General features: G+C 42.7%; 16 protein-coding genes and 2 pseudogenes. 1 reads left to right on the forward strand and 17 read right to left on the reverse strand.

Annotated elements, in window-relative coordinates; genetic code table 11:
• Positions 1 to 10: 10 nt before the first annotated feature.
• From murD to IGI72_RS13510, 7 genes are all read right to left on the reverse strand, one after another.
• Positions 11 to 1,369, reverse strand: a complete 1,359-nt coding sequence (murD, locus tag IGI72_RS13480; RefSeq protein ID WP_128431585.1) for a UDP-N-acetylmuramoyl-L-alanine--D-glutamate ligase — start codon at positions 1,367 to 1,369, stop codon at positions 11 to 13.
• Positions 1,370 to 1,381: 12 nt separating this feature from the next.
• On the reverse strand, positions 1,382 to 2,344 hold the full coding sequence (gene mraY / locus IGI72_RS13485; protein WP_428206572.1) for a phospho-N-acetylmuramoyl-pentapeptide-transferase: 963 nt from the start codon (positions 2,342 to 2,344) through the stop codon (positions 1,382 to 1,384).
• A gap of 19 nt (positions 2,345 to 2,363) precedes the next feature.
• A complete protein-coding gene (locus IGI72_RS13490) occupies positions 2,364 to 4,559 on the reverse strand; it encodes a penicillin-binding transpeptidase domain-containing protein (RefSeq protein ID WP_087627818.1) in 2,196 nt (731 codons plus the stop codon).
• A complete protein-coding gene (ftsL, locus tag IGI72_RS13495; protein ID WP_005228796.1) occupies positions 4,560 to 4,979 on the reverse strand; it encodes a cell division protein FtsL in 420 nt (139 codons plus the stop codon).
• Between the two features lie 5 nt (positions 4,980 to 4,984).
• Complete coding sequence (gene rsmH / locus IGI72_RS13500; protein ID WP_005228794.1) at positions 4,985 to 5,944, reverse strand: 16S rRNA (cytosine(1402)-N(4))-methyltransferase RsmH; 960 nt, start codon at positions 5,942 to 5,944, stop codon at positions 4,985 to 4,987.
• A 25-nt stretch (positions 5,945 to 5,969) separates the two neighbouring features.
• Positions 5,970 to 6,401 carry a division/cell wall cluster transcriptional repressor MraZ gene (gene mraZ / locus IGI72_RS13505; protein WP_005228792.1) on the reverse strand — a complete coding sequence of 144 codons (432 nt, stop codon included), beginning with the start codon at positions 6,399 to 6,401 and terminating at the stop codon, positions 5,970 to 5,972.
• Between the two features lie 198 nt (positions 6,402 to 6,599).
• Positions 6,600 to 6,968 carry a DUF3397 domain-containing protein gene (locus tag IGI72_RS13510; RefSeq protein WP_005228786.1) on the reverse strand — a complete coding sequence of 123 codons (369 nt, stop codon included), beginning with the start codon at positions 6,966 to 6,968 and terminating at the stop codon, positions 6,600 to 6,602.
• A gap of 332 nt (positions 6,969 to 7,300) precedes the next feature.
• Here IGI72_RS13510 and IGI72_RS13515 point away from each other — a divergent pair, with 332 nt between their 5' ends.
• Positions 7,301 to 7,420 (forward strand): DUF4044 domain-containing protein, encoded by a 120-nt coding sequence (locus IGI72_RS13515; protein WP_005237290.1) that lies wholly within the window; start codon positions 7,301 to 7,303, stop codon positions 7,418 to 7,420.
• Between the two features lie 64 nt (positions 7,421 to 7,484).
• Here the strand turns inward: IGI72_RS13515 and cls are convergent, their stop codons facing one another.
• The 10 genes and pseudogenes from cls to IGI72_RS13565 form a co-directional block, all read right to left on the reverse strand.
• Positions 7,485 to 8,930: a cardiolipin synthase gene (gene cls / locus IGI72_RS13520; protein WP_438754577.1), complete on the reverse strand. Its 1,446-nt coding sequence runs from the start codon at positions 8,928 to 8,930 to the stop codon at positions 7,485 to 7,487.
• Positions 8,931 to 9,052: 122 nt separating this feature from the next.
• Positions 9,053 to 9,937, reverse strand: coding sequence for a permease-like cell division protein FtsX (gene ftsX / locus IGI72_RS13525; RefSeq protein WP_010749773.1), 885 nt, complete (start codon positions 9,935 to 9,937; stop codon positions 9,053 to 9,055).
• Positions 9,930 to 10,616 (reverse strand): cell division ATP-binding protein FtsE, encoded by a 687-nt coding sequence (gene ftsE / locus IGI72_RS13530; RefSeq protein WP_005228783.1) that lies wholly within the window; start codon positions 10,614 to 10,616, stop codon positions 9,930 to 9,932. The genes ftsX and ftsE overlap by 8 nt, the downstream gene beginning before the upstream one ends.
• A gap of 112 nt (positions 10,617 to 10,728) precedes the next feature.
• Positions 10,729 to 11,836 (reverse strand): peptide chain release factor 2 gene (gene prfB / locus IGI72_RS13535; protein WP_100214389.1). Its coding sequence is split into 2 segments (ribosomal slippage): positions 10,729 to 11,763 and positions 11,765 to 11,836, totalling 1,107 coding nucleotides; the frame shifts between segments, so codons are not numbered across the junction.
• Positions 11,837 to 11,924: 88 nt separating this feature from the next.
• Positions 11,925 to 11,999 (reverse strand): annotated as a pseudogene (locus IGI72_RS13540) (SEC-C metal-binding domain-containing protein); the annotation flags it as partial.
• A 45-nt stretch (positions 12,000 to 12,044) separates the two neighbouring features.
• A pseudogene (secA, locus tag IGI72_RS13545) lies at positions 12,045 to 14,429 on the reverse strand (preprotein translocase subunit SecA); the annotation flags it as partial.
• A 247-nt stretch (positions 14,430 to 14,676) separates the two neighbouring features.
• Entirely contained in the window at positions 14,677 to 15,492 is an 816-nt protein-coding gene (locus tag IGI72_RS13550) for a DUF1189 family protein (RefSeq protein WP_428220668.1), read from the reverse strand.
• Between the two features lie 10 nt (positions 15,493 to 15,502).
• A complete protein-coding gene (locus tag IGI72_RS13555; RefSeq protein WP_016608756.1) occupies positions 15,503 to 16,336 on the reverse strand; it encodes a sugar ABC transporter permease in 834 nt (277 codons plus the stop codon).
• A gap of 2 nt (positions 16,337 to 16,338) precedes the next feature.
• The gene (locus IGI72_RS13560; protein ID WP_438754580.1) at positions 16,339 to 17,628 is read right to left on the reverse strand and encodes a carbohydrate ABC transporter permease; all 1,290 of its coding nucleotides are present in this window, start codon (positions 17,626 to 17,628) and stop codon (positions 16,339 to 16,341) included.
• A gap of 160 nt (positions 17,629 to 17,788) precedes the next feature.
• A complete protein-coding gene (locus IGI72_RS13565; RefSeq protein WP_016608758.1) occupies positions 17,789 to 19,054 on the reverse strand; it encodes an extracellular solute-binding protein in 1,266 nt (421 codons plus the stop codon).
• Positions 19,055 to 19,168 lie beyond the last annotated feature (114 nt).

The raw sequence follows: 19,168 nt of genomic DNA on the forward strand, positions 1-19,168 counted from the left end.
TCACTCATTTCTATTTAAGTTCTGCTACGGCCGCCATAAATTTGTCGCCGCGAACTTCAAAATTAGGGTATTGATCCCAACTTGCATTCGCAGGTGACAATAAAATCGTATCTCCAGCAGCACTTAAAGAAAAGGCTAATGGGACGGCTGTTTCAACATTGTCTGTCATTTCAATTGTTTTTACCCCTGCTGCTTGAGCAGCAGCGGCTAATTTTTCCTTTGTTTCACCAAACAACACGATGGCTTTTAGCCCTTTTAGTGCGGGAACTAAGTCATCAAAGCTGTTCCCCCGATCCAGACCACCTGCCAATAAAATCAGTTTCTCATTGTCAAAGCCGCCTAATGCCATTTCTGTGGCTAGAATGTTTGTTGCTTTGGAGTCATTGAAAAATTTCACCTGATTGATGGTGGTGACATACTGAGTCCGATGGGGCACGCCTGTAAAGGTTTGTAACGCTTGCTTAATGGCTTCGTTTGGCATATCGCAAAGTTTACCGACAGCAATCGCTGCTAATGCATTTTCAATATTATGATCTCCTGGCACGCCAAGTTCATCAGCTGCCATAATCACTTCTTCTTTATAATAGAGGATACCGTCAAGCATGTACGCGCCTGCTACTTTTTCCTTGGTGGAAAAAGGAATGATTTGCGCTTTTGATTTTGCCGACAGTGCTTCTAGTTCTGGCTGGTTCCAGTTGATCACCAAATAATCATCTGCAGTCATTCGCTGTTGCAACCGCCACTTTGCTAGGACATACTCTGGACGACTGCCATGGTAATCGATATGGGCTTCATAAATATTGGTGATCACGGCGATTTTTGGTCGCAAAGTATCGATCCCCATCAATTGGAAGCTAGACAATTCCATGACTAATCGGTCTTCCGCTTTGGCCGTTTGAGCAACGGAACTTGCAGGAAACCCAATGTTCCCAGAAAGCAGTGCCTGCCCTTTTTGCATCCCTGCGTTTAAGACATTGGCGATCATGGTCGTTGTGGTGGTTTTTCCGTTCGTACCAGTAATGCCGATAATCGGAGCCTCAGAGATTTGATACGCTAGCTCCACTTCCGTGATTACAGGAATTTTTTTCTCTAAAGCTTTTTGAACAAGGGGCTGTGAATAAGGGATTCCTGGATTTTTCACAACTAACGAAAAGCCTTCATCCAATAATTCGATTGGGTGGCTGCCAGTGATCACTTTGACCCCTAACGCCAAAAGATCTTGTGCTTCGGGATTTTCAGCAAATGGCTTGCCGTCATTAACGGTCACAAGTGCGCCCAAATCATGTAACAATTTGGCCGCACTGAATCCACTACGCGCTAATCCTAGCACAAGAACTTTTTTATTTTGATATGTTTTAATTTTTTTCATTTTCTTCATCTCCTACCATACAAGGGCTATTGTGAGCAACGAGCAACCTAACGCAATACACCAAAAAACAGTGTCGATCTTCCACTCAGACCATCCGCTCATTTCAAAATGATGGTGGATGGGTGACATCTTGAAGATTCGTTTGCCCGTTAATTTGAATGAGGCAACTTGCAGCATCACGCTTGCTGTTTCACAAACATAGACCAGTCCGACAAGCAAGAGGGTCCATTCTTGGTGTAAAAGAATCGAAATTGCTGCCAGCAGACCGCCTAAAGCCAGCGAGCCGACATCCCCCATAAAAATTTTAGCCGGTTTGCGATTGTACGGAAAGAAGCCGATCAATCCGCCAATGATTGCTAGACAAACGATCAATACATCGATTTGATCTTGCCGCCAAGCAATCAGTGCGTAAGTTGAAAAAGAAATCGTGCCCAGTCCTGCGACCAGACCATCGATACCGTCGGTCAAGTTGACTGCATTTGAAAAACCGACCAGCCAAAAGATGACGAACAATCCGTAAAAGATCGACAGTGGCACATCGATCCCAAAGAAATTTAACACGTCTGCATTGCCTTCCGCTCGAAAAACAAAGTAAAAGACGAGTCCACCTAAAATTTGTCCAATCAATTTTTGCAGCGAGTTTAAGCCCATATTTCTTTTGCGGAAAATCTTGATGAAATCGTCAAGAAATCCTAATGCACCATAAACCAAGGTAATGAACAAAAGAATGAACAATGAAGCAGTCAGTTGATTTTGCCATGCCCCTACCCAAATTGCAGTGATCATTGCAGAAATCAAAAATACAAACCCACCCATCGTTGGTGTACCAGCCTTTACGTTATGCCATTTAGGGCCGTCACCACGTATTTCCTGTCCGTATTTCTTCATTTGAAAATAGCCGATAAACAAAGGCATTGCGGCTGTTACGATCGCAAAGCCACTTGCCAAAGGTAATATCATCTCTGTCCATTCCATATCGTTCTCTCCTATTATTCTATTCGTTTTCGCTTAGTGTAAACTTGATCGATTGTCCCGATAACTCAGTATAAGGCTCCACGCTCTGTTTGGTACAATAGCCGTCCCCTTCAAAACTGACGTCCACATTCAACAGACTGCCAAATTTGATCAAATCTGCTTTGGACCAGGAGGTCGTATCAGGCATGTAATACTTGTCGCTATCCGTAATCAGCAGTACTCGTCCGCCAGGCATGATCGAAGTGCCACTGTCAACGGACTGTGCGATGACCTTCTCGCCATCACCGATGACAACAGGGGTCAACCCAGCTTTTTGAACGTCAGTTGCCGCTGATTCTGTATCAAGATTACGATAATCCCCTACAGTCGTTTCACTACCTGAGGTTGTACTATCTTCTAATGCAGAATTTTTCAGATCCATGACTCGTTTCATCAATGGATTGGCAATTTCACCCAACACGGTGCTTTCGTGCTTCTCTGGCAATTTGATCGTCAAATACAAAATATATTCAGGTTCTTCTGAAGGAAACATCAAAACAACAGAATACAGATAATTGGTACCACCAGACAAATACTTACCGGTCGTTGGATCGGCTACTTGGGCTGTCCCCGTTTTCGCGGAAATATTGTAGCCCGGTAGTTCATAGACACCATAAGCACTTCCGTAATTTTCACTTTCGACAACATCACGCATATATTCCCGTACTTTTGTTGCCGCTTCTGCTGTGATGGGATGGCCAACTTCTTCTGGTTGTGTGACCGTTTCTTCTCCTGTATTGCCATCAACGATTTTACTAATAAATTGTGGTTTTAACATCGTTCCGTTATTTGCCACCGACGTAAAGGCCTGCATCATTTGGAAATTCGTCACACCAATCGCTTGACCAAATGACGTCATCGCTTGGCTGACAGGGTTATCCTCTGGTGTAATCCCAGTATTTTCGTTAGGCAATCCTGAATAGGTACTGCGACCAAAACCAAATTCTTTTAAGTATTGTTGCCAACGATCTGCCATTCGCTGTTCCAAGGTCACCATTCCAATATTACTCGACCATGAAAGTGCTTGGCGCATCGTCAGTGTTCCTTTTTGACCGAAGTCCCAGTCGTTGATGGTTGCATCATAAAGTTTCATTCCATCAGGGCTTGGGGTAAAAGTTTCGTTTTCATTAAAGATCCCTTGATCGATCGCTGCTGCCGTCGTCAAGATCTTCATGGTTGATCCTGGCTCGTAGTTGTCCTCAACTAATAGGTTTTGCCAATCATTGATGGAATCCAAATTTTCTGGATTATAGGTTGGCCGCTGCGCCATCGCCACGATCTCACCCGTTTTTGCATCCATCAAGTTCGCTGTTAAGTTTTCTGGTTTGTTTTCTTTAAAGACACTGTCCATCAGCGTTTCCAAGTAGCTTTGGATTCGACTATCGATGGTCGTATAGACGTCTTTTCCATCCACCGCTGCAACAGTTTCGGCTACGGTTCCTGGCAACGGATTTTGATTGTTATCTTTTTGATAAACGATCTCGCCATCGGTCCCAGAAAGCACGTCATTGTACGCAGCTTCTAGTCCCGTTTTCCCAACTAGACCAGTATCGTCATCATTGGCAACAGCATACCCGATAAAGTGAGAAGAAAAGACACCATTCGGATAAAGACGAGCTGGATGACTGTCAAAATGAAAGCCAGCAATCCCTTCTTTTTCCATTGCATCTTCAATCGCATTCTTTTGTTCTAATGTAATATTGTTCCCCTTGCTTCCAAAAGAAACACGCCATAATTGTTGCTCAAGCCCTTCTTCTAATGTATTGACTGCTGTTTCTTGGTCGATGGACAATACATCCGACAAGATTTTGCCCAATTTATTGAAGTTTGCTTTTTCTGCAAAAAGATTCTTTTTGCCATCTTTGTAATTTTGGTTCAAAACAGCGTAAATTGAATAGGAAGTCACATCTTCAGCAATTGGAATCCCATTGCGGTCATAGATCGTTCCACGTTTCGCTTTGATGACTTCACTGCCTTCATAAAGATTTTTCGTTTTTTCAGCTAAGGAAGTCCCAGCGACATCTCCGACAATGACGATGTAGCTCAAACGCGTGACAAACAAAAAGAACAATCCAATACTCGTAGCAAAGAGAATAATACCTACTTTTTTGCGATTGTTCGTTGTAGTTTGATTGTTCTTTTTTAAGTATTGCTTGAATTTATCTGTTAACTTCATTTAGTCCACTTTCCTTAAATTGCCGTCATCGATCGACAATCCATTATCCTCAGCAATCTTTTGGATGCGCTCGGTTTTAGAAAGTTCATTTTTCTCTTGTTCCAACTGTTCTGCTTGTGTTGTTTTTTCATTGATATCCGATTGGATCAAAGAAATATCGTGTTCGACTTGACTGATATTGGTTCGAATATTGATGGTCAAGATCGCCAACGTCAATACAGAGATGATCACAAAGGCAGCGATCAGTTTTTCCAGAGTAGAAATGCTTTTTAACCGACGAGCCGGAGATGCTGGTACGCGGATGACCTCAGGACGCTGGGGATCAGTAGGCAGTTTTTCAGTTGTCGGTTCAGAGTGTTCCATAGGTTGTGATTCAAGTGGTTCTCTGAATTCATAGTCATGAACTTTTAGTTCTGCCATAGTTGTTACCCTTCGCTTTCCTTGATTTTTTCCGCGATTCGCAGTTTCGCACTGCGAGAACGATTATTTTCAGCTACTTCTTCCTCAGTTGGAAGTAGTGGTTTTCTTGTTATAAGTTTAAGTGTTGGTTGGAATTCTTCTGGTATCATCGGCAAACCTGGCGGCATATCCTTCGGTGTGCTGTATTCCTTGAACATCGATTTCACGATGCGATCTTCTAAAGAGTGAAACGTGATGACACTCACACGTCCGTTGACTGCTAAAAGATGAATCGCTTGTTCAAGTGATTCTTCAATCACACCTAGCTCATCATTGACTGCAATGCGAATGGCTTGGAAAACCCGTTTTGCAGGGTGTCCGCCTTTTCTTCTTGCTGGCGCCGGAATGGCTGTTTTGATGATATCGACCAACTCACCCGTTGTTTCGATTGGATGATCTTGTCGCACCCGCTCGATTTCACGAGCGATTTGTTTCGAGAATTTTTCTTCTCCATAACGGAAGAAGATTTTGACTAATTGGTGGTAGTCGAATTGATTGACTACTTCATAGGCAGTCAATGCTGCAGTTTGATCCATCCGCATATCCAGCGGTGCATCTTGGTGGTAGCTAAAGCCGCGTTCGGCTTCATCTAATTGGGGTGAGGAAACACCTAAATCGTACAAAATCCCATCGACTCGGCTCACACCGTGTTGATGCAACGCTTCCTTTAAATAGCGGAAATTACTTTTAATGAACGTAACCATTCCTTTAGCAACATATGGTGCTAAACGTTCTTTCGCATGATCGATAGCAGTTTGGTCTTGATCAAAAGCAAAGAGATGTCCCTCTTCAGACAGTTGCGACAATAAATATTCACTATGACCGGCTCCACCTAATGTACAATCGACATAGACGCCTTCTGGACGAATCTTTAACCCATCAACGGTCTCCTGTAGCATAACGGTGTAGTGTTGAAAATCTGCCATGTGTTTTTTCCTCTTCCTATCAAGCCTATAAGCCAAAATCAATCATTGTTTCAGCAATTTCATCAAAGTTTTCTTCTGCTTCTTCAGAGAATGCTTGCCAACGCGTTTCATCCCAAATCTCGATTCGGTTTGAAACGCCGATGATCACACAGCTTTTGGTAAGGTCTGCATGATTTCTCAATGTAACAGGGATATTGATTCGTCCTTGTTTATCGATTTCGCACTCTGTTGCAGCAGAATAAAAGAAGCGGACAAATGTCCGAGCGTCCTTTTTCGCTAAAGGCATTTCGTTTAGTTTTTCTTCAAGTTTTTCCCATTCAGATAAGGGGTAGCCAAATAAACAGCCATCTAATCCACGTGTCACAACAAATTTTTCTCCGAGTTTTTCTCGTAGTTTTGAAGGGACGATTAGTCGGCCTTTTGCATCTATCGAATGTTGAAATTCACCCATAAACATCGATAAATAACCCCCGATCTCCACCTGATATTCACAGTCTACCACAATCCCCCACTTTCTACCACAAATTATATGAAATTTGAAAGGGAAGTTGTTTGACTTTTCTTTACCAAATGAGGAAAAAGAGGAAAACCGACTACTTAAAGTTTTTAAAAAAACTTTAAGTGAAAAAATGGGCGTTTATCAAGAGTCAAAACACTATAAGTAACTAACAATATTTAGAATGATCAAAACGACATGAAAAATGATCGTAAATAGAAAAATACTACGCCAATACATCTTTAAATAGCGACCATATTGGATCTCCTCATAGTAATATGCCTGAAAAACTGCCAGCAGAATCCCTAATAAAAAAATGGAGATCAAATAGTACAATGTGATCGCTTGATCAAAAGTATACTTTGATAATTGATGAATCCCGACCATCAAAAACGGTACTGCTAAATCCGGTGCCTTCACGTGGTAACGATCATTCAAGGACAACGCAGAAACAATGAACCGACAGGCGAAATAGACGAGCACAGGGAAGATATACCAAAACAAAACGATTGGATTAAATCCAGACATACAGCAAAATCCTTTCTAACAACTAGTGTCACTATACTTTATTTTCTTTACATCCGTGTTTCAGTTCTTTTAAAAATCTGAGCTGGAATAAGACAGTCATGAAATTTTTTAAGGAGCCTCTTTGTTCACCAGCTGACTTTTGAAAGTCTTGAAGAATGCATTTCTTTACCTATTAAAACAGAAGGGCGTATCTTCAACAAGTCTATCTTGCCATTCTAATGATTTTTTTTGTCCTGAAATTGAAAATTTCTTAATTTCTCCTTGGTTCAACTTGAGTTCTTGTGTATTTGAGGGTAAACTGTCACTAGAATAACTCTAAAAGGTGGATTAGAATGAACGAGAAAAAACCAAAAAGTACCTTTGCAAAAATCACGCAAGTCGTGATCTGGACCATGCTTATTCTCACTGTTGGCTCGATTTTCTTAGCAGCATACACAAGTATTATGGGTTAATCCTATTAAAAAAGTGCCCTTTTCCAAAATGATGGCTTCCATCTTTTGGAAAAGGGCACTTTTTTTACAGCAAGGGTGACACAAGGCGTGCCAAACCTTCTTTGATTTTGATCGTCAGCTTTCTTTGCTGATACGCTTCGATCGTTAAGTGCTTAGAATCGATCGAATCCGCCAGAAACGCTTCTTTCGTTTGCGTCGCGAGTTGTGCATCGTAGATGATCGTATTGACCTCAAAGTCTAAACGAAACGATCGGACATCGATATTTGCTGAACCAATCGAAACGAGCCCACTGTCAATGATCATCGTTTTTGCATGCATAAACCCTTTCTCATAGGTTTCGATGACTGCCCCAAAATGCAGCAGCTCAGCCGCAAAGGAATAGGTCGCCCAATATACCAAGGGATGATCCGGTTTGTTAGGGATTTGTATATGGACTTTCACCCCAGAAAGCAGTGCCAACTTCAAGGCATTGTGAATGGCTTCATCCGGAATATAATAAGGTGTTTGGATCAAGATTTCCTTTTTGGCTAAGTTGATCATTTTCAGATAGGTCATTTTGATTTCTTCATGTTCCGTATCAGGACCACTCGTAATGACTTGGGCTGCAACTGTCCCGACTTGTTTAATTTCAGGAAACAAGGAAGGATCATATTTGATCTCCAACGCATGTTGTGAATTCCAATCCATCAAAAACCGATTTTGCAGCGAATAGACAACTGAACCGGCAATTCGCAAGTGATTGTCTCGCCAATAACCGAATTTTTCCACTTGCCCTAGATATTCATCTCCCACATTAAAACCGCCTGTATAGCCAATTTCTCCATCGATCACCACGATTTTCCGATGATTTCGATAATTGATTCGCGGATTGACATAAGGAACGAATAAAGGAAAGAAGAAGGCAATTTGACCGCCATGTAGACGCAACTCATCAAAAAACTTCAATGATACTTGGGTGCTGCCCCACGCATCTAATAAGACTCTTACTTTTACGCCTCGCTTCGCCGCGCGCACCAGTGCCTCTTTGACTTCATTTCCCAATGTATCACTGCGATAAATGTAATATTCCATATGAATGTGATTTTTTGCCTGTTCGATATCCGCGATCAAGGCATCAAATTTCTGCCGTCCGTCGGTATAAAGCGTCATACTATTCGCTGTCGTATACAGGGATTGCCCAAAGACTGTCAACAGGTAGACCAGCTGCTGCACTTCTACCTGCGCGGTCGGCGGATGCGGAAACAGCTGACGAGCGAGGGCTTGTTTTTGTTCTTCTAATTCAACATTCAGCCCCACCTTTGCCTGTGAGCGCATATCAAAGATCTTTTCTTTAGAGATCCCTCTACCAAAGAAAAAGTAAAGCACAAAGCCAACGATTGGAATGAACATCAAGACCAAAAGCCAGGCCCACGTTTGAGCAGTCTGCCGCCTTTCTCTGAAAATGATAATGATTGATAACAAAATATTGACTATAAATAAAATGGTTACCAAATTATCCATTACAACCATTTCTCCACCTCTTCCCCGATTTCCCGCTACTAAAGCATATCAAAAAATAGTACCTAAAGTAAAGAAACACTGTGATGAAACAAAAAAAGCCGATCTTGACGATCGACTAAAAAAACATCGGTTTAGAATTTTAAGAAACGGCGCATTGATAAGACGGAACCAAGTGAACCGATCACGATCCCAATCAGCGCCATTACACCGCAAACTTGTAATAGAAACATATTTGGTGCAATTAAACTGTAATTTGAACGCAGTAAGGATGGATTGACCATTGCATAAACTTGGTGGTAGCCGAAGTACATTAATGCAATCGGAACGATCGAACCTAAGAGTCCGATCCAGCCGCCTTCAAGGAAGAATGGCCAACGAATGTAGCCGTTTTTCGCCCCCACCAGACGCATGATCTGAATTTCTCTTTGACGAGACAAAATCGTGATCCGAATCGTATTAGAGATCAGGAACATTGCCACAAAAATCAATAAGACAGCAGCAGCTAAGCCCCAAGTCCGCACAGCAGCAGACAATTCAAAGATTCGGTCAGAAGAATCTCCGCCGTAATCGGCTTTGAAAACATTTGGCAATTCGCCAGCTTGCTCAGCGATCTCTGTCGTATACTCTGGATCTGTTGCACTGACGACAAACACGTTATACAGCGGATTGCTGTCGCCTTCGAACAAGTTCCATGAATCCCCCATTGCATCTTGGATCTTCTGCAACTCTTCGTCTCGGCTAGAAAATTTCACTTCTGAAACGTTCGGCAGATCATTTAAGGACTGTTCCAAAGCATCCATGTCTTCTTGTTCCGTACCAATATCAACGAAAACCGAAACGTCCACATTCTCGCGAATGTCTTCGGCTAGTTTTGTTGCATTTAAGATTACACCTAGAAAAATACCGACTAATGTCAGTGTGATCGTTACCGCACTCAATGACGCAATAGTCATCCAGCCGTTACGCTTTAAACTTTTGATACTCTCCAGGAGATGACGGAAAAATGTTCTAATCATCGTAACCATATTCTCCTTCCGCTTGGTCGCGAATAATGCGGCCATTTTCAATCGCGATCACGCGATGACGAATCGTATTTACGATCGTACTATTATGGGTCGCCATAACGACCGTTGTTCCTTGGGCATTGATCCGATCAAGCAGCTTCATGATTTCCCATGAGTTTTCAGGATCTAGATTCCCCGTTGGTTCATCCGCAATCAATACTTTCGGCGTATTTACGATGGCACGAGCGATCGACACCCGCTGTTGTTCCCCACCGGAAAGCTCACTTGGAAATACCCGCACCTTATGTTTCAGGCCGACCAAGTCTAACACTTCCATCACCCGTTTTTTGATATCACGAGGTTTGCGGCCGATAACTTGCATTGCATAAGCAACATTTTCAAAGACCGTTTTCCGTGGTAAAAGTTTATAATCCTGAAAGACCACGCCGATTTCCCGACGCATCAATGGGATCTCGCGGTTTTTCATGCCGACCAAATCATATCCTGCGACATTCAAAACGCCTTTAGTTGCTTTTTCTTCCCGATACATCAATTTGATAAAGGTTGATTTACCGGCACCCGATGGGCCCACGACATAAACAAACTCTCCTTGATCAATTGAAATCGAAAGGTTACGGATAGCAGTCGTACCATTAGAGTACTTTTTCATTATATCTTTCATTTCTATCATACAGCTATCTCTCCATCTCAAATTTTCATTCTGGCTTATTATAGCATGAATATATTTCACCTTGCTTGCAACAGATTACAATTATGTTTCAATCTGTTTAAGTCACACAAGGTTATTTTTGATTCAGTTTCAGCTTCAAATACGCGTCGATAAAGCCATCCAAATCGCCATCCATGACTGCCTGTACATTCCCAGTTTCGAAATTCGTTCGGTGATCTTTGACCATCGAATAGGGATGGAAGACATAAGAACGGATTTGCGAGCCCCAACCAATTTCTAACTGCTCGCCTCGCAAAGCTGCTGCCTCTTGCTCTTTCTTTTCCACTTCTAATTGATACAGCTTGGCTTTCAACATCCCCATCGCTTGCTCACGGTTTTTCAATTGTGAGCGCTGGGCTTGGCTAGCAACGACCGTTCCTGTCGGAATATGGGTGATCCGCACAGCAGATTCGGTTTTGTTGATGTGCTGTCCACCCGCACCACTTGCGCGGTACGTATCGATTTTCAAATCATCTGAGTTGATTTCCACATCGATCGCCCCATCTAATTCTGGCATCACATCCACCGAGCAAAATGACGTGTGCCGTCTCTTGGCTGAATCAAAAGGTGAGATCCGAACTAAACGATGAACGCCTTTTTCCGATTTCAAATACCCATAGGCGTTGTGGCCTTTTACAAGTAAAGTGACACTTTTGATCCCCGCTTCATCACCAGCTTGATAGTCGAGGGTCTCTACTTGATACCCGTGTTGTTCGCAAAAACGAGTATACATCCGTAACAGCATGCTGCCCCAGTCTTGTGATTCGGTACCGCCTGCACCAGGATGAAGCTCGATGATGGCGTTATTTCGATCATAGGGTTCATCTAACAGCATCGACAATTCATAAGACGCCATTTTCTCGTTTAGCTTCGTGATCCGTGCTTCAAGTTCTGCTTCCATTTCTGGGTCTGCTTCTTCTTGAATCATTTCCAACATCACTTCCAGCTCTTCCAATTCTTCTGCTAACTGATTGAACTGATCGTAGGTCTCTTTGTTGGCATTGTTTGCGTTAATGACTTGTTGAGCTTTTTCTGAGTCATCCCAAAAGGTGGGATCTGCCATTTGGTGTTCCGCTTCCGCAATGTCCTCTTCTAACTGATCTAAGTCAAAGAGACCCCCTAAAACTGATTATTTTTTCATTCATCTGGGTCAATTGATTCCGAATATCTGCGATTTCCATTAAAATTCCTTCTTTCTTTTTTTCTTACAAACGAAAGTAGACTGGACAAAAACGTCTGCCAGCCTACTCTCAACTTTTTCAAAACGTGTTACATATTTTTCCCGTGGCAATTCTTGAATTTTTTCCCGCTGCCGCATGGACAAGGATCGTTACGACCAACGTTTTTGAAACTTGGTGCTTGGGCAGCAGGTGCTTCTTCTACCCCTTGTGCTTCCCCTTGAGCAACTTGTTCCCGTTGAACGTTTTGACGAATCTCTGCCTTCATAAAGAGACGAGTTACTTCATATTCGATCGCTCCAACCATGTTCTCAAACATATTGAATCCTTCTGTTTGGTACTCAACTAATGGATTGTTTTGTCCATAAGCCCGTAACCCAACCGATTGACGCAGCTGATCCATAGCATCGATGTGGTCGGTCCACTTCGTATCGACAACTCGTAAGATGACGACTTTTTCAAATTCCAGTAATTGTTCTGGACTATTAAGTTGTGCTTTCTTTTGTTCAAAGACTTCTTCTGCCCGTTGGTTTAGGTAGTCTTTGATCTCTTGAGCTGATTTGCCCTTGATGTCCTCGATACTGATAGTATCTTCATGAACAAGTGCATTCGCCGCAAAATCAACGATTCCTTCGTAGTTCCAATTGCTTTCTTCTAATTGCGTATGACTGTCGACGACTCGGCTGATGGAACGTTTCACCATATTCATTAATTGTGGTGAAAGATCCGTTTCTTCCATGATCACTTCTTGACGTTGTCCGTAAATAACTTCCCGCTGTTCTCGCATCACGTCATCGTATTGCAAGACGTTTTTCCGAGTATCGTAGTTATTGCCTTCCACTCGTCGTTGGGCAGATTCTACTTGTTTTGAAAGCATCTTGCTTTGGATCACGGCGTCGCCTTCATCGATCTTCATCCGATCCAAGAACACTTTGATTCGTTCAGAACCAAAACGCTTCATTAAATCATCTTCTAACGACAAGTAAAATTGCGACATCCCTGGATCTCCTTGACGTCCCGCACGTCCCCGCAACTGATTATCGATCCGTCGTGATTCATGACGCTCAGTACCGATAACTGCCAAGCCGCCTAGTTCTGCAACACCAAGACCTAACTTGATATCCGTTCCCCGACCAGCCATATTGGTCGCGATCGTTACAGCACCTTTTTGTCCCGCATTCAAAATGATTTCTGCTTCTTTAAAGTGATTCTTGGCATTCAATACTTCATGAGGAACTTTCTCACGATCAAGCATCGATGACAGTAATTCAGAAGTCTCAACAGCGACCGTCCCTACAAGCACGGGTTGTCCTTTGCGGTGACGCTCTTTGATGTCTTGAACGACTGCTTGGAATTTGCTCGTAAGCGTTGGATAAAGCAAGTCCGCACGATCATCCCGTAAGATTGGTTTGTTTGTAGGAATCTGAATGACTTGCATGTTATAGATTTCTCGAAACTCTTCTTCTTCCGTTTTCGCTGTACCAGTCATCCCAGACAGTTTTTTGTACATCCGAAAGTAGTTCTGGAATGTGATCGTCGCCATCGTTTTGGTTTCATCTTCGATTTCGACACTTTCTTTCGCTTCGATCGCTTGATGGAGCCCATCAGAATATCGGCGACCATCCATGATCCGACCTGTAAATTGGTCAACGATCATTACTTTTCCATCTTGCACGACATAATCGATATCGCGAATCATAATGTAATTCGCTCGTAGTGCTTGATCCAAGTGATGGGTCAATGCCGTGTTTTCAATATCATACAAGTTTTCTAAGCCGAAGGTCTCTTCCGCTTTTTCGATCCCACGTTCTGTCAAACCGATCGTTTTTGATTGGATATCGATTTTGTAGTCTTCTTCTTCCGTCAAGCGTTTGACAAAATTGTCGACCCGATTGTATAGCGCAGTTGATTTTTCTGCTTGTCCTGAAATGATCAACGGTGTTCTCGCTTCATCGATCAAGATCGAATCGACCTCATCGACGATGGCATAGTTTAATGGACGCTGTACCATTTGATGACGGTAAACCACCATGTTGTCCCGCAAATAGTCAAACCCTAATTCATTGTTTGTACTATAAGTGATGTCACAAGCATATGCCGCACGTTTTTCTTCTGCCGATTTTGAGTTAATGTTCAAGCCGACCGTCAACCCTAAAAAGTTGTACAGCTCCCCCATCTCAGTCGAGTCACGAGTTGCCAAGTATTCATTGACAGTTACGACGTGGACACCTTGACCGCTCAAAGCATTCAAATAAACAGGTAATGTCGCCGTCAAGGTTTTCCCTTCACCCGTACGCATCTCTGGGATATTCCCATCATGCAAGACGATCCCACCCATTAATTGGACGTGGTAAGGATAAAGGCCCAAAACGCGTTTTGCAGCTTCACGTACTACTGCAAAGGCTTCAGGTAATAATTTATCCAAAGTCTCTCCCTCTTGGAAACGACGACGAAATTCATCGGTTTTCTCGCGTAATTGTTCATCAGATAAAGCGGCCATTTCATCCGCATGTGATTCAACTTGATTCGCAATATGGTCAAGACGTTTTAATTCTTTTTTGTCGTTTTCGATTAATTTTCTAAAAAAATTGGCCATACCTTAATAATTCTCCTTTTACTTCTGCATTATCCTAGCTGGAAACTCTCCTAACTATTTTAGCACTAGTTCACCATAAATGAAATATTTTTCGATAGAACTATCGCATCAATCTTGCGTGATAAACGGATTCTTAACCTTTTTTCACAGATTTTAAAGAAACGCGGGAAAAAAACACGCAACAAGCCATTGATCGGCGCTGAAAGTCCAGCACACGCCCAAACGTCTTGTTGCGAAGGTTTGCAAATTATGCCGTTTTAAAACGGGTTTTTAAGAAAGCTAAGAAGAGCATCAGTAGCATGCCTAAAGACTGAATCCCGATCATCAAGACGATATCAGCGCCAATAAATCCTGCCAACATCGCAACGAGAGAGCCTGCCCCCAGTGCATTTAAAATCACGTTCGTACTTTCTTTGAAGCTGCCGATTGTCGATAGTCGTGATTTTTTCGTCAACCAGAGGAAAAACGCTGCGCCTATGACTAGAATACAATTCATTGCCACCAATAAAAATGCCACTGTGATCGTCTGACTGAAGAAAATCGCTGTCTCGTTGTTGCGATAGAAGCCGTCTTCGATCGCTTTTTGAAACGAAGCCGCATCATCTACTTGATCAGGTGCCATTTCCGCCGTGTACCGCATTTCATAGTGATAGGTTTGTCCATCGATTTCTTCTTTGATGGTCCAGTCTGTTTCCCGAAAATTGATGGCGTATTTCGCTTTTTCAAGAGCCGCTTCTGAAAGCGCAACGCCTATGATCCCCGCTTCTGTTTGGGAAAAGACTTGTGACTCATCCGCTAAAAGTTTGCCATCTTCCAGCTGCAACTCATTGTATTTTGCTGCCGTTTCTGCCGTCACGAGTGTTTTTGCATGGGGAAAAAATGCCGCAAAGGCTTGATCCGTTTGCTTGCTGATCATTAAGGTCAAGGGGATCATCAGCAAGGACATCAAGAAAACATAGACGAACACTTGCTGCCAGCGATTTAATTTTTTACGCCATGCATAGACTTTTGTTGGAGAAAAAATGGCCCCAAAGTACGTTAAGGGAAATCGTTGTTCAGACATCCTATCATTCCTATCCTTTTGTTCCGCCAGAGGTCAAACCTGAAACAAAGTATTTTTGTAAGAAGAAAAACAGTGCAGCGATCGGTACGGCGATCAAAATCGCTCCTGCCGCAAAGAGTGCGACCCGTTGGTTACGGGCATCATTGATAAAGGTTTGTAGCCCGACTGCGACGGTCAAACGCTCTTGTGAGCGAAGCAAGAATCGCGCCAGCAAGAATTCGCCGAATGGTCCCATAAAGGCCCACAATGCTTGGACGGCAACCATTGGTTTTACGAGGGGCAAAACGATTTGCCAAAAGATGCGAAAATGCCCTGCACCATCAAGTTTTGCTGATTCATCCAAGTCGATGGGTACCGTATCAAAGTACCCCTTCATCAGCCAAGTATTCATCGGAATCCCACCACCGATATAAATCAGTGTCAAGAACCAGAAGCTATCTAAACCGTTTGCTAATAAGCCCATGACATAAAAAGCGGTCAACGCCGACATTGTCGGTACCATTTGAACGATCAAGAACACCATCAGACTACTTTTACGACCAGCAAAACGGTAACGACTGTAAGTATACCCTGCTAACGTTACGATCATTACTTGAATGATCATCGTCGAAACGGCCACGATCAAGGTGTTTTTATACCATGTCAAATACGGGGTTTCATTGAATAAACGTCGAAAGTTGTTCAATGTCCAATCCGCATCAAAATCTAAGCGAAAAGCGATCATGTTCCCTGCCTTGAAGGCTGAGGTTGCGGTAATCAACAAGGGATAGATGATAATGATCGATAACGCGATCATAAACAAGTAGGTAAATAATTTGCTGAAAGAAAACTTCTTCTTTTTCATCCTCAATCCTCCATATTAAATGCATTCGTCTTTTTAAACACCAGTAATGAAATGGAGATCACCACAAAGGAAATGATCAAGGTCAATGCAGAAGCAATCGAATATTGTGGTGAGCCGCCGGTCGTCAGTTTGTAGATCCATGAAATCAAAATATCTGTCGATCCAGCATTTCCGCCTAAACTCCCTGGTCCACCTTCGTTAAATAGATAGATCATCGAGAAGTTATTAAAGTTCCCTGTATATTGCGTAACGAAGGTTGGGGCTGCTACCAAAAAGATTGCCGGCAGCGTAATGTTCCGAAAACGCTGCAACGCATTGGCTCCATCCATTTTTGCTGCTTCATACAAATCTTCGGAAATGGATTGTAAAATCCCCGAAACCATTACATAGATGTAAGGAAACCCTAACCAACCCTGAATCAAAATAATCGCCGTTTTCGTCCAAAACGGATCAGTCTTCCAAGCAATGTTCCCAATATCCACAAAAGGCAGATTGTTCAATAGCGGGATTACCTGCGTATTGATCGCTCCTGCGGTATCATTAAACATATTTGAAAAACTCATGATTGTGATAAACGCTGGCACCGCCCAAGGAAGCAAGAAAATCACCCCAAAGACGCGACGAAACTTCACAAATTTTTGGTTGGCAACAACTGCTGTCAGTATGCCGAGTGTAATTTGCAAGGTGGTTGCTAAAACGGTCCAAATCACCGTCCAACTGAATACTTTTACAAAGGTGTCGCGGTAAGAACTTAAGGTGAAGATATTCGTGAAATTCGAAAAACCGATCCAGTCGATTAAGTTTGCTGGCGGAATGTGTCGAAAATCATAGTTGGTAAATGCCATAAAGAGCGTCACCATTACTGGAAAAATAATTGCTACGATCATTACCAAGTAGGCAGGGATCGTCAGTAAGTACGCGAACCCATCTTCGTATAATTTTTTGAAAAATTCTTTTCTCGTAACAGCTACCGGGAAGCCTTTTTCAATGCTTTGCCGAACCTGATAAGCATCTTTGATATTTAAAACCCAAAAGATAATGAAAATAACGGTAACGATGACCTGCAGTGTTCCTTCAATCAACAAGAACAAAGAGTTGTCTTCCATTGGTACTGATCCGAGTGTGACAAAGTTATAAAGTGCTTGTCCACCAAACAAAAGCATTTCGACCAGAAAAATCAGAAAGGCTGCAAAAAAGAGACCCGCTTTGAATTTCTGACCATTTTTGAATTGTCCCCCACCAGGGATGATTGAAAGAAGCGATGTCTGCATGGCTTGTGAATTCGTCCTCATATGTATCCTCCTTAAAATCGAAAGTCTGCCAAGCGGCCGACGATCAATAGAAAACAATCTCGTCAAGCAATTTCTTGCGTGCTACGTTGCAAGGAATCCTTTTGACAAACATCCTCTATAGAATCGTCGACATGAATGACAGACCGTAATCGGCTAATTATTAGTATTTCTGCTCAATCGCTTCTTCGATTGTTTTGGCAGCATTATCCGCTGCTTCTTGAGGAGTCATATTGCCTGAACCTGCATCAAACAGCATGTTTTCAGCCCCTACCCAAACCTCAGACATTTCAGGGATATTTGGCATTGGTTGTGAAACACTGTATTGCTCAATCACTGCTTTTGCTACTGGATCATCAGAAGCAGCGACTGTTTCTTGAGCCATAATGTTCGCTGGAATATCATGACGCATTTCATACAATTTCTCTTGATTGGCTTCGTTGGTCAAATACTCGACAAATTGTTGAGAAACGTCTTTGTTTTGTGAGTAGTTAGATACCACCCACGCTTTTCCGCCACCAAATGTTTCATAGTCGTTGCCGTTGTTTAGCGTTGGGATTTTCGCTACTCCATAGTTGATGCCTGCTTCTTCAAAGCCGTTCACGCCCCATGGTCCATAAATGATAGCTGCTGTTTTGCCTTGATTGAAGTAATCCAACATCAAGTTTTCGTTGGCTGATACATCAAGCATTCCTTGCGGCCAGACATTTTGGAACCAATCAGTTGCATACGTGATTGCTTCAACAGAACCTTCATTGTTCAGCCCTAGATCAGATGGATCTGTTCCTTCATCACCAAAGACATACCCGCCATGCCCTGCTAATAGACCATACGTATAATAAAAGTCCGTCCAACGAGCTAAGAAACCAACATTGTCATCGCCTTCTGCAAAACGATCATCTTTTGCTAGTTCTTCTAAATCAGAAAAAGTTGCTGGTGCTTCATCGATCAAGTCTTTGTTGTAGAACATGACAACCGCTTCGATCATTGCTGGTGCGCCATAGATCTTATCATCGATGGTCACTTGTTGCTTGTCTGTATCGCTGTACCGTCCATCATCTGGCAAAGTCATTTCTGCCAAATGCCCTTGGGAGCCTACTTGACCCACACGGTCATAAGGAGACATCGTAACATCTGGGCCTTTCCCAGCAGGACCGTCTAGTTGAAGCGCATCCATTTGATCGAACATGTCCATTTCCACAACGTTGATGGTGACATCATTTTCAGATTCAAAGTCAGATTTCACTTCATTGATATAATCAATATAGTCTGCGCCTACAGAGACCGTGATCGTTTTTTCATCGCTACCTGAACCTGCATCTGCATTACTACCATCGGTACTACCGCCGTTGCCGCCACATGCTGCAAGCGCCAACAACGCACTTCCTGAAACTAATCCTAGAGCTGCCTTTTTCCAATTCACTTTCATCCTGTTTACCTCCTGCAATTTGTAACTCTATTATGCAACCGGTTTCTTAAAATGGCAAACATTTTCTAAATGTTAGCGATAACAAAAATTGAAAAAGCCTTTAAATTAAGATAT

Origin of the sequence: Enterococcus sp. DIV1059_2, assembly GCF_051713685.1 — a bacterium.
In the GTDB taxonomy this organism is placed as follows: domain Bacteria; phylum Bacillota; class Bacilli; order Lactobacillales; family Enterococcaceae; genus Enterococcus_D; species Enterococcus_D casseliflavus.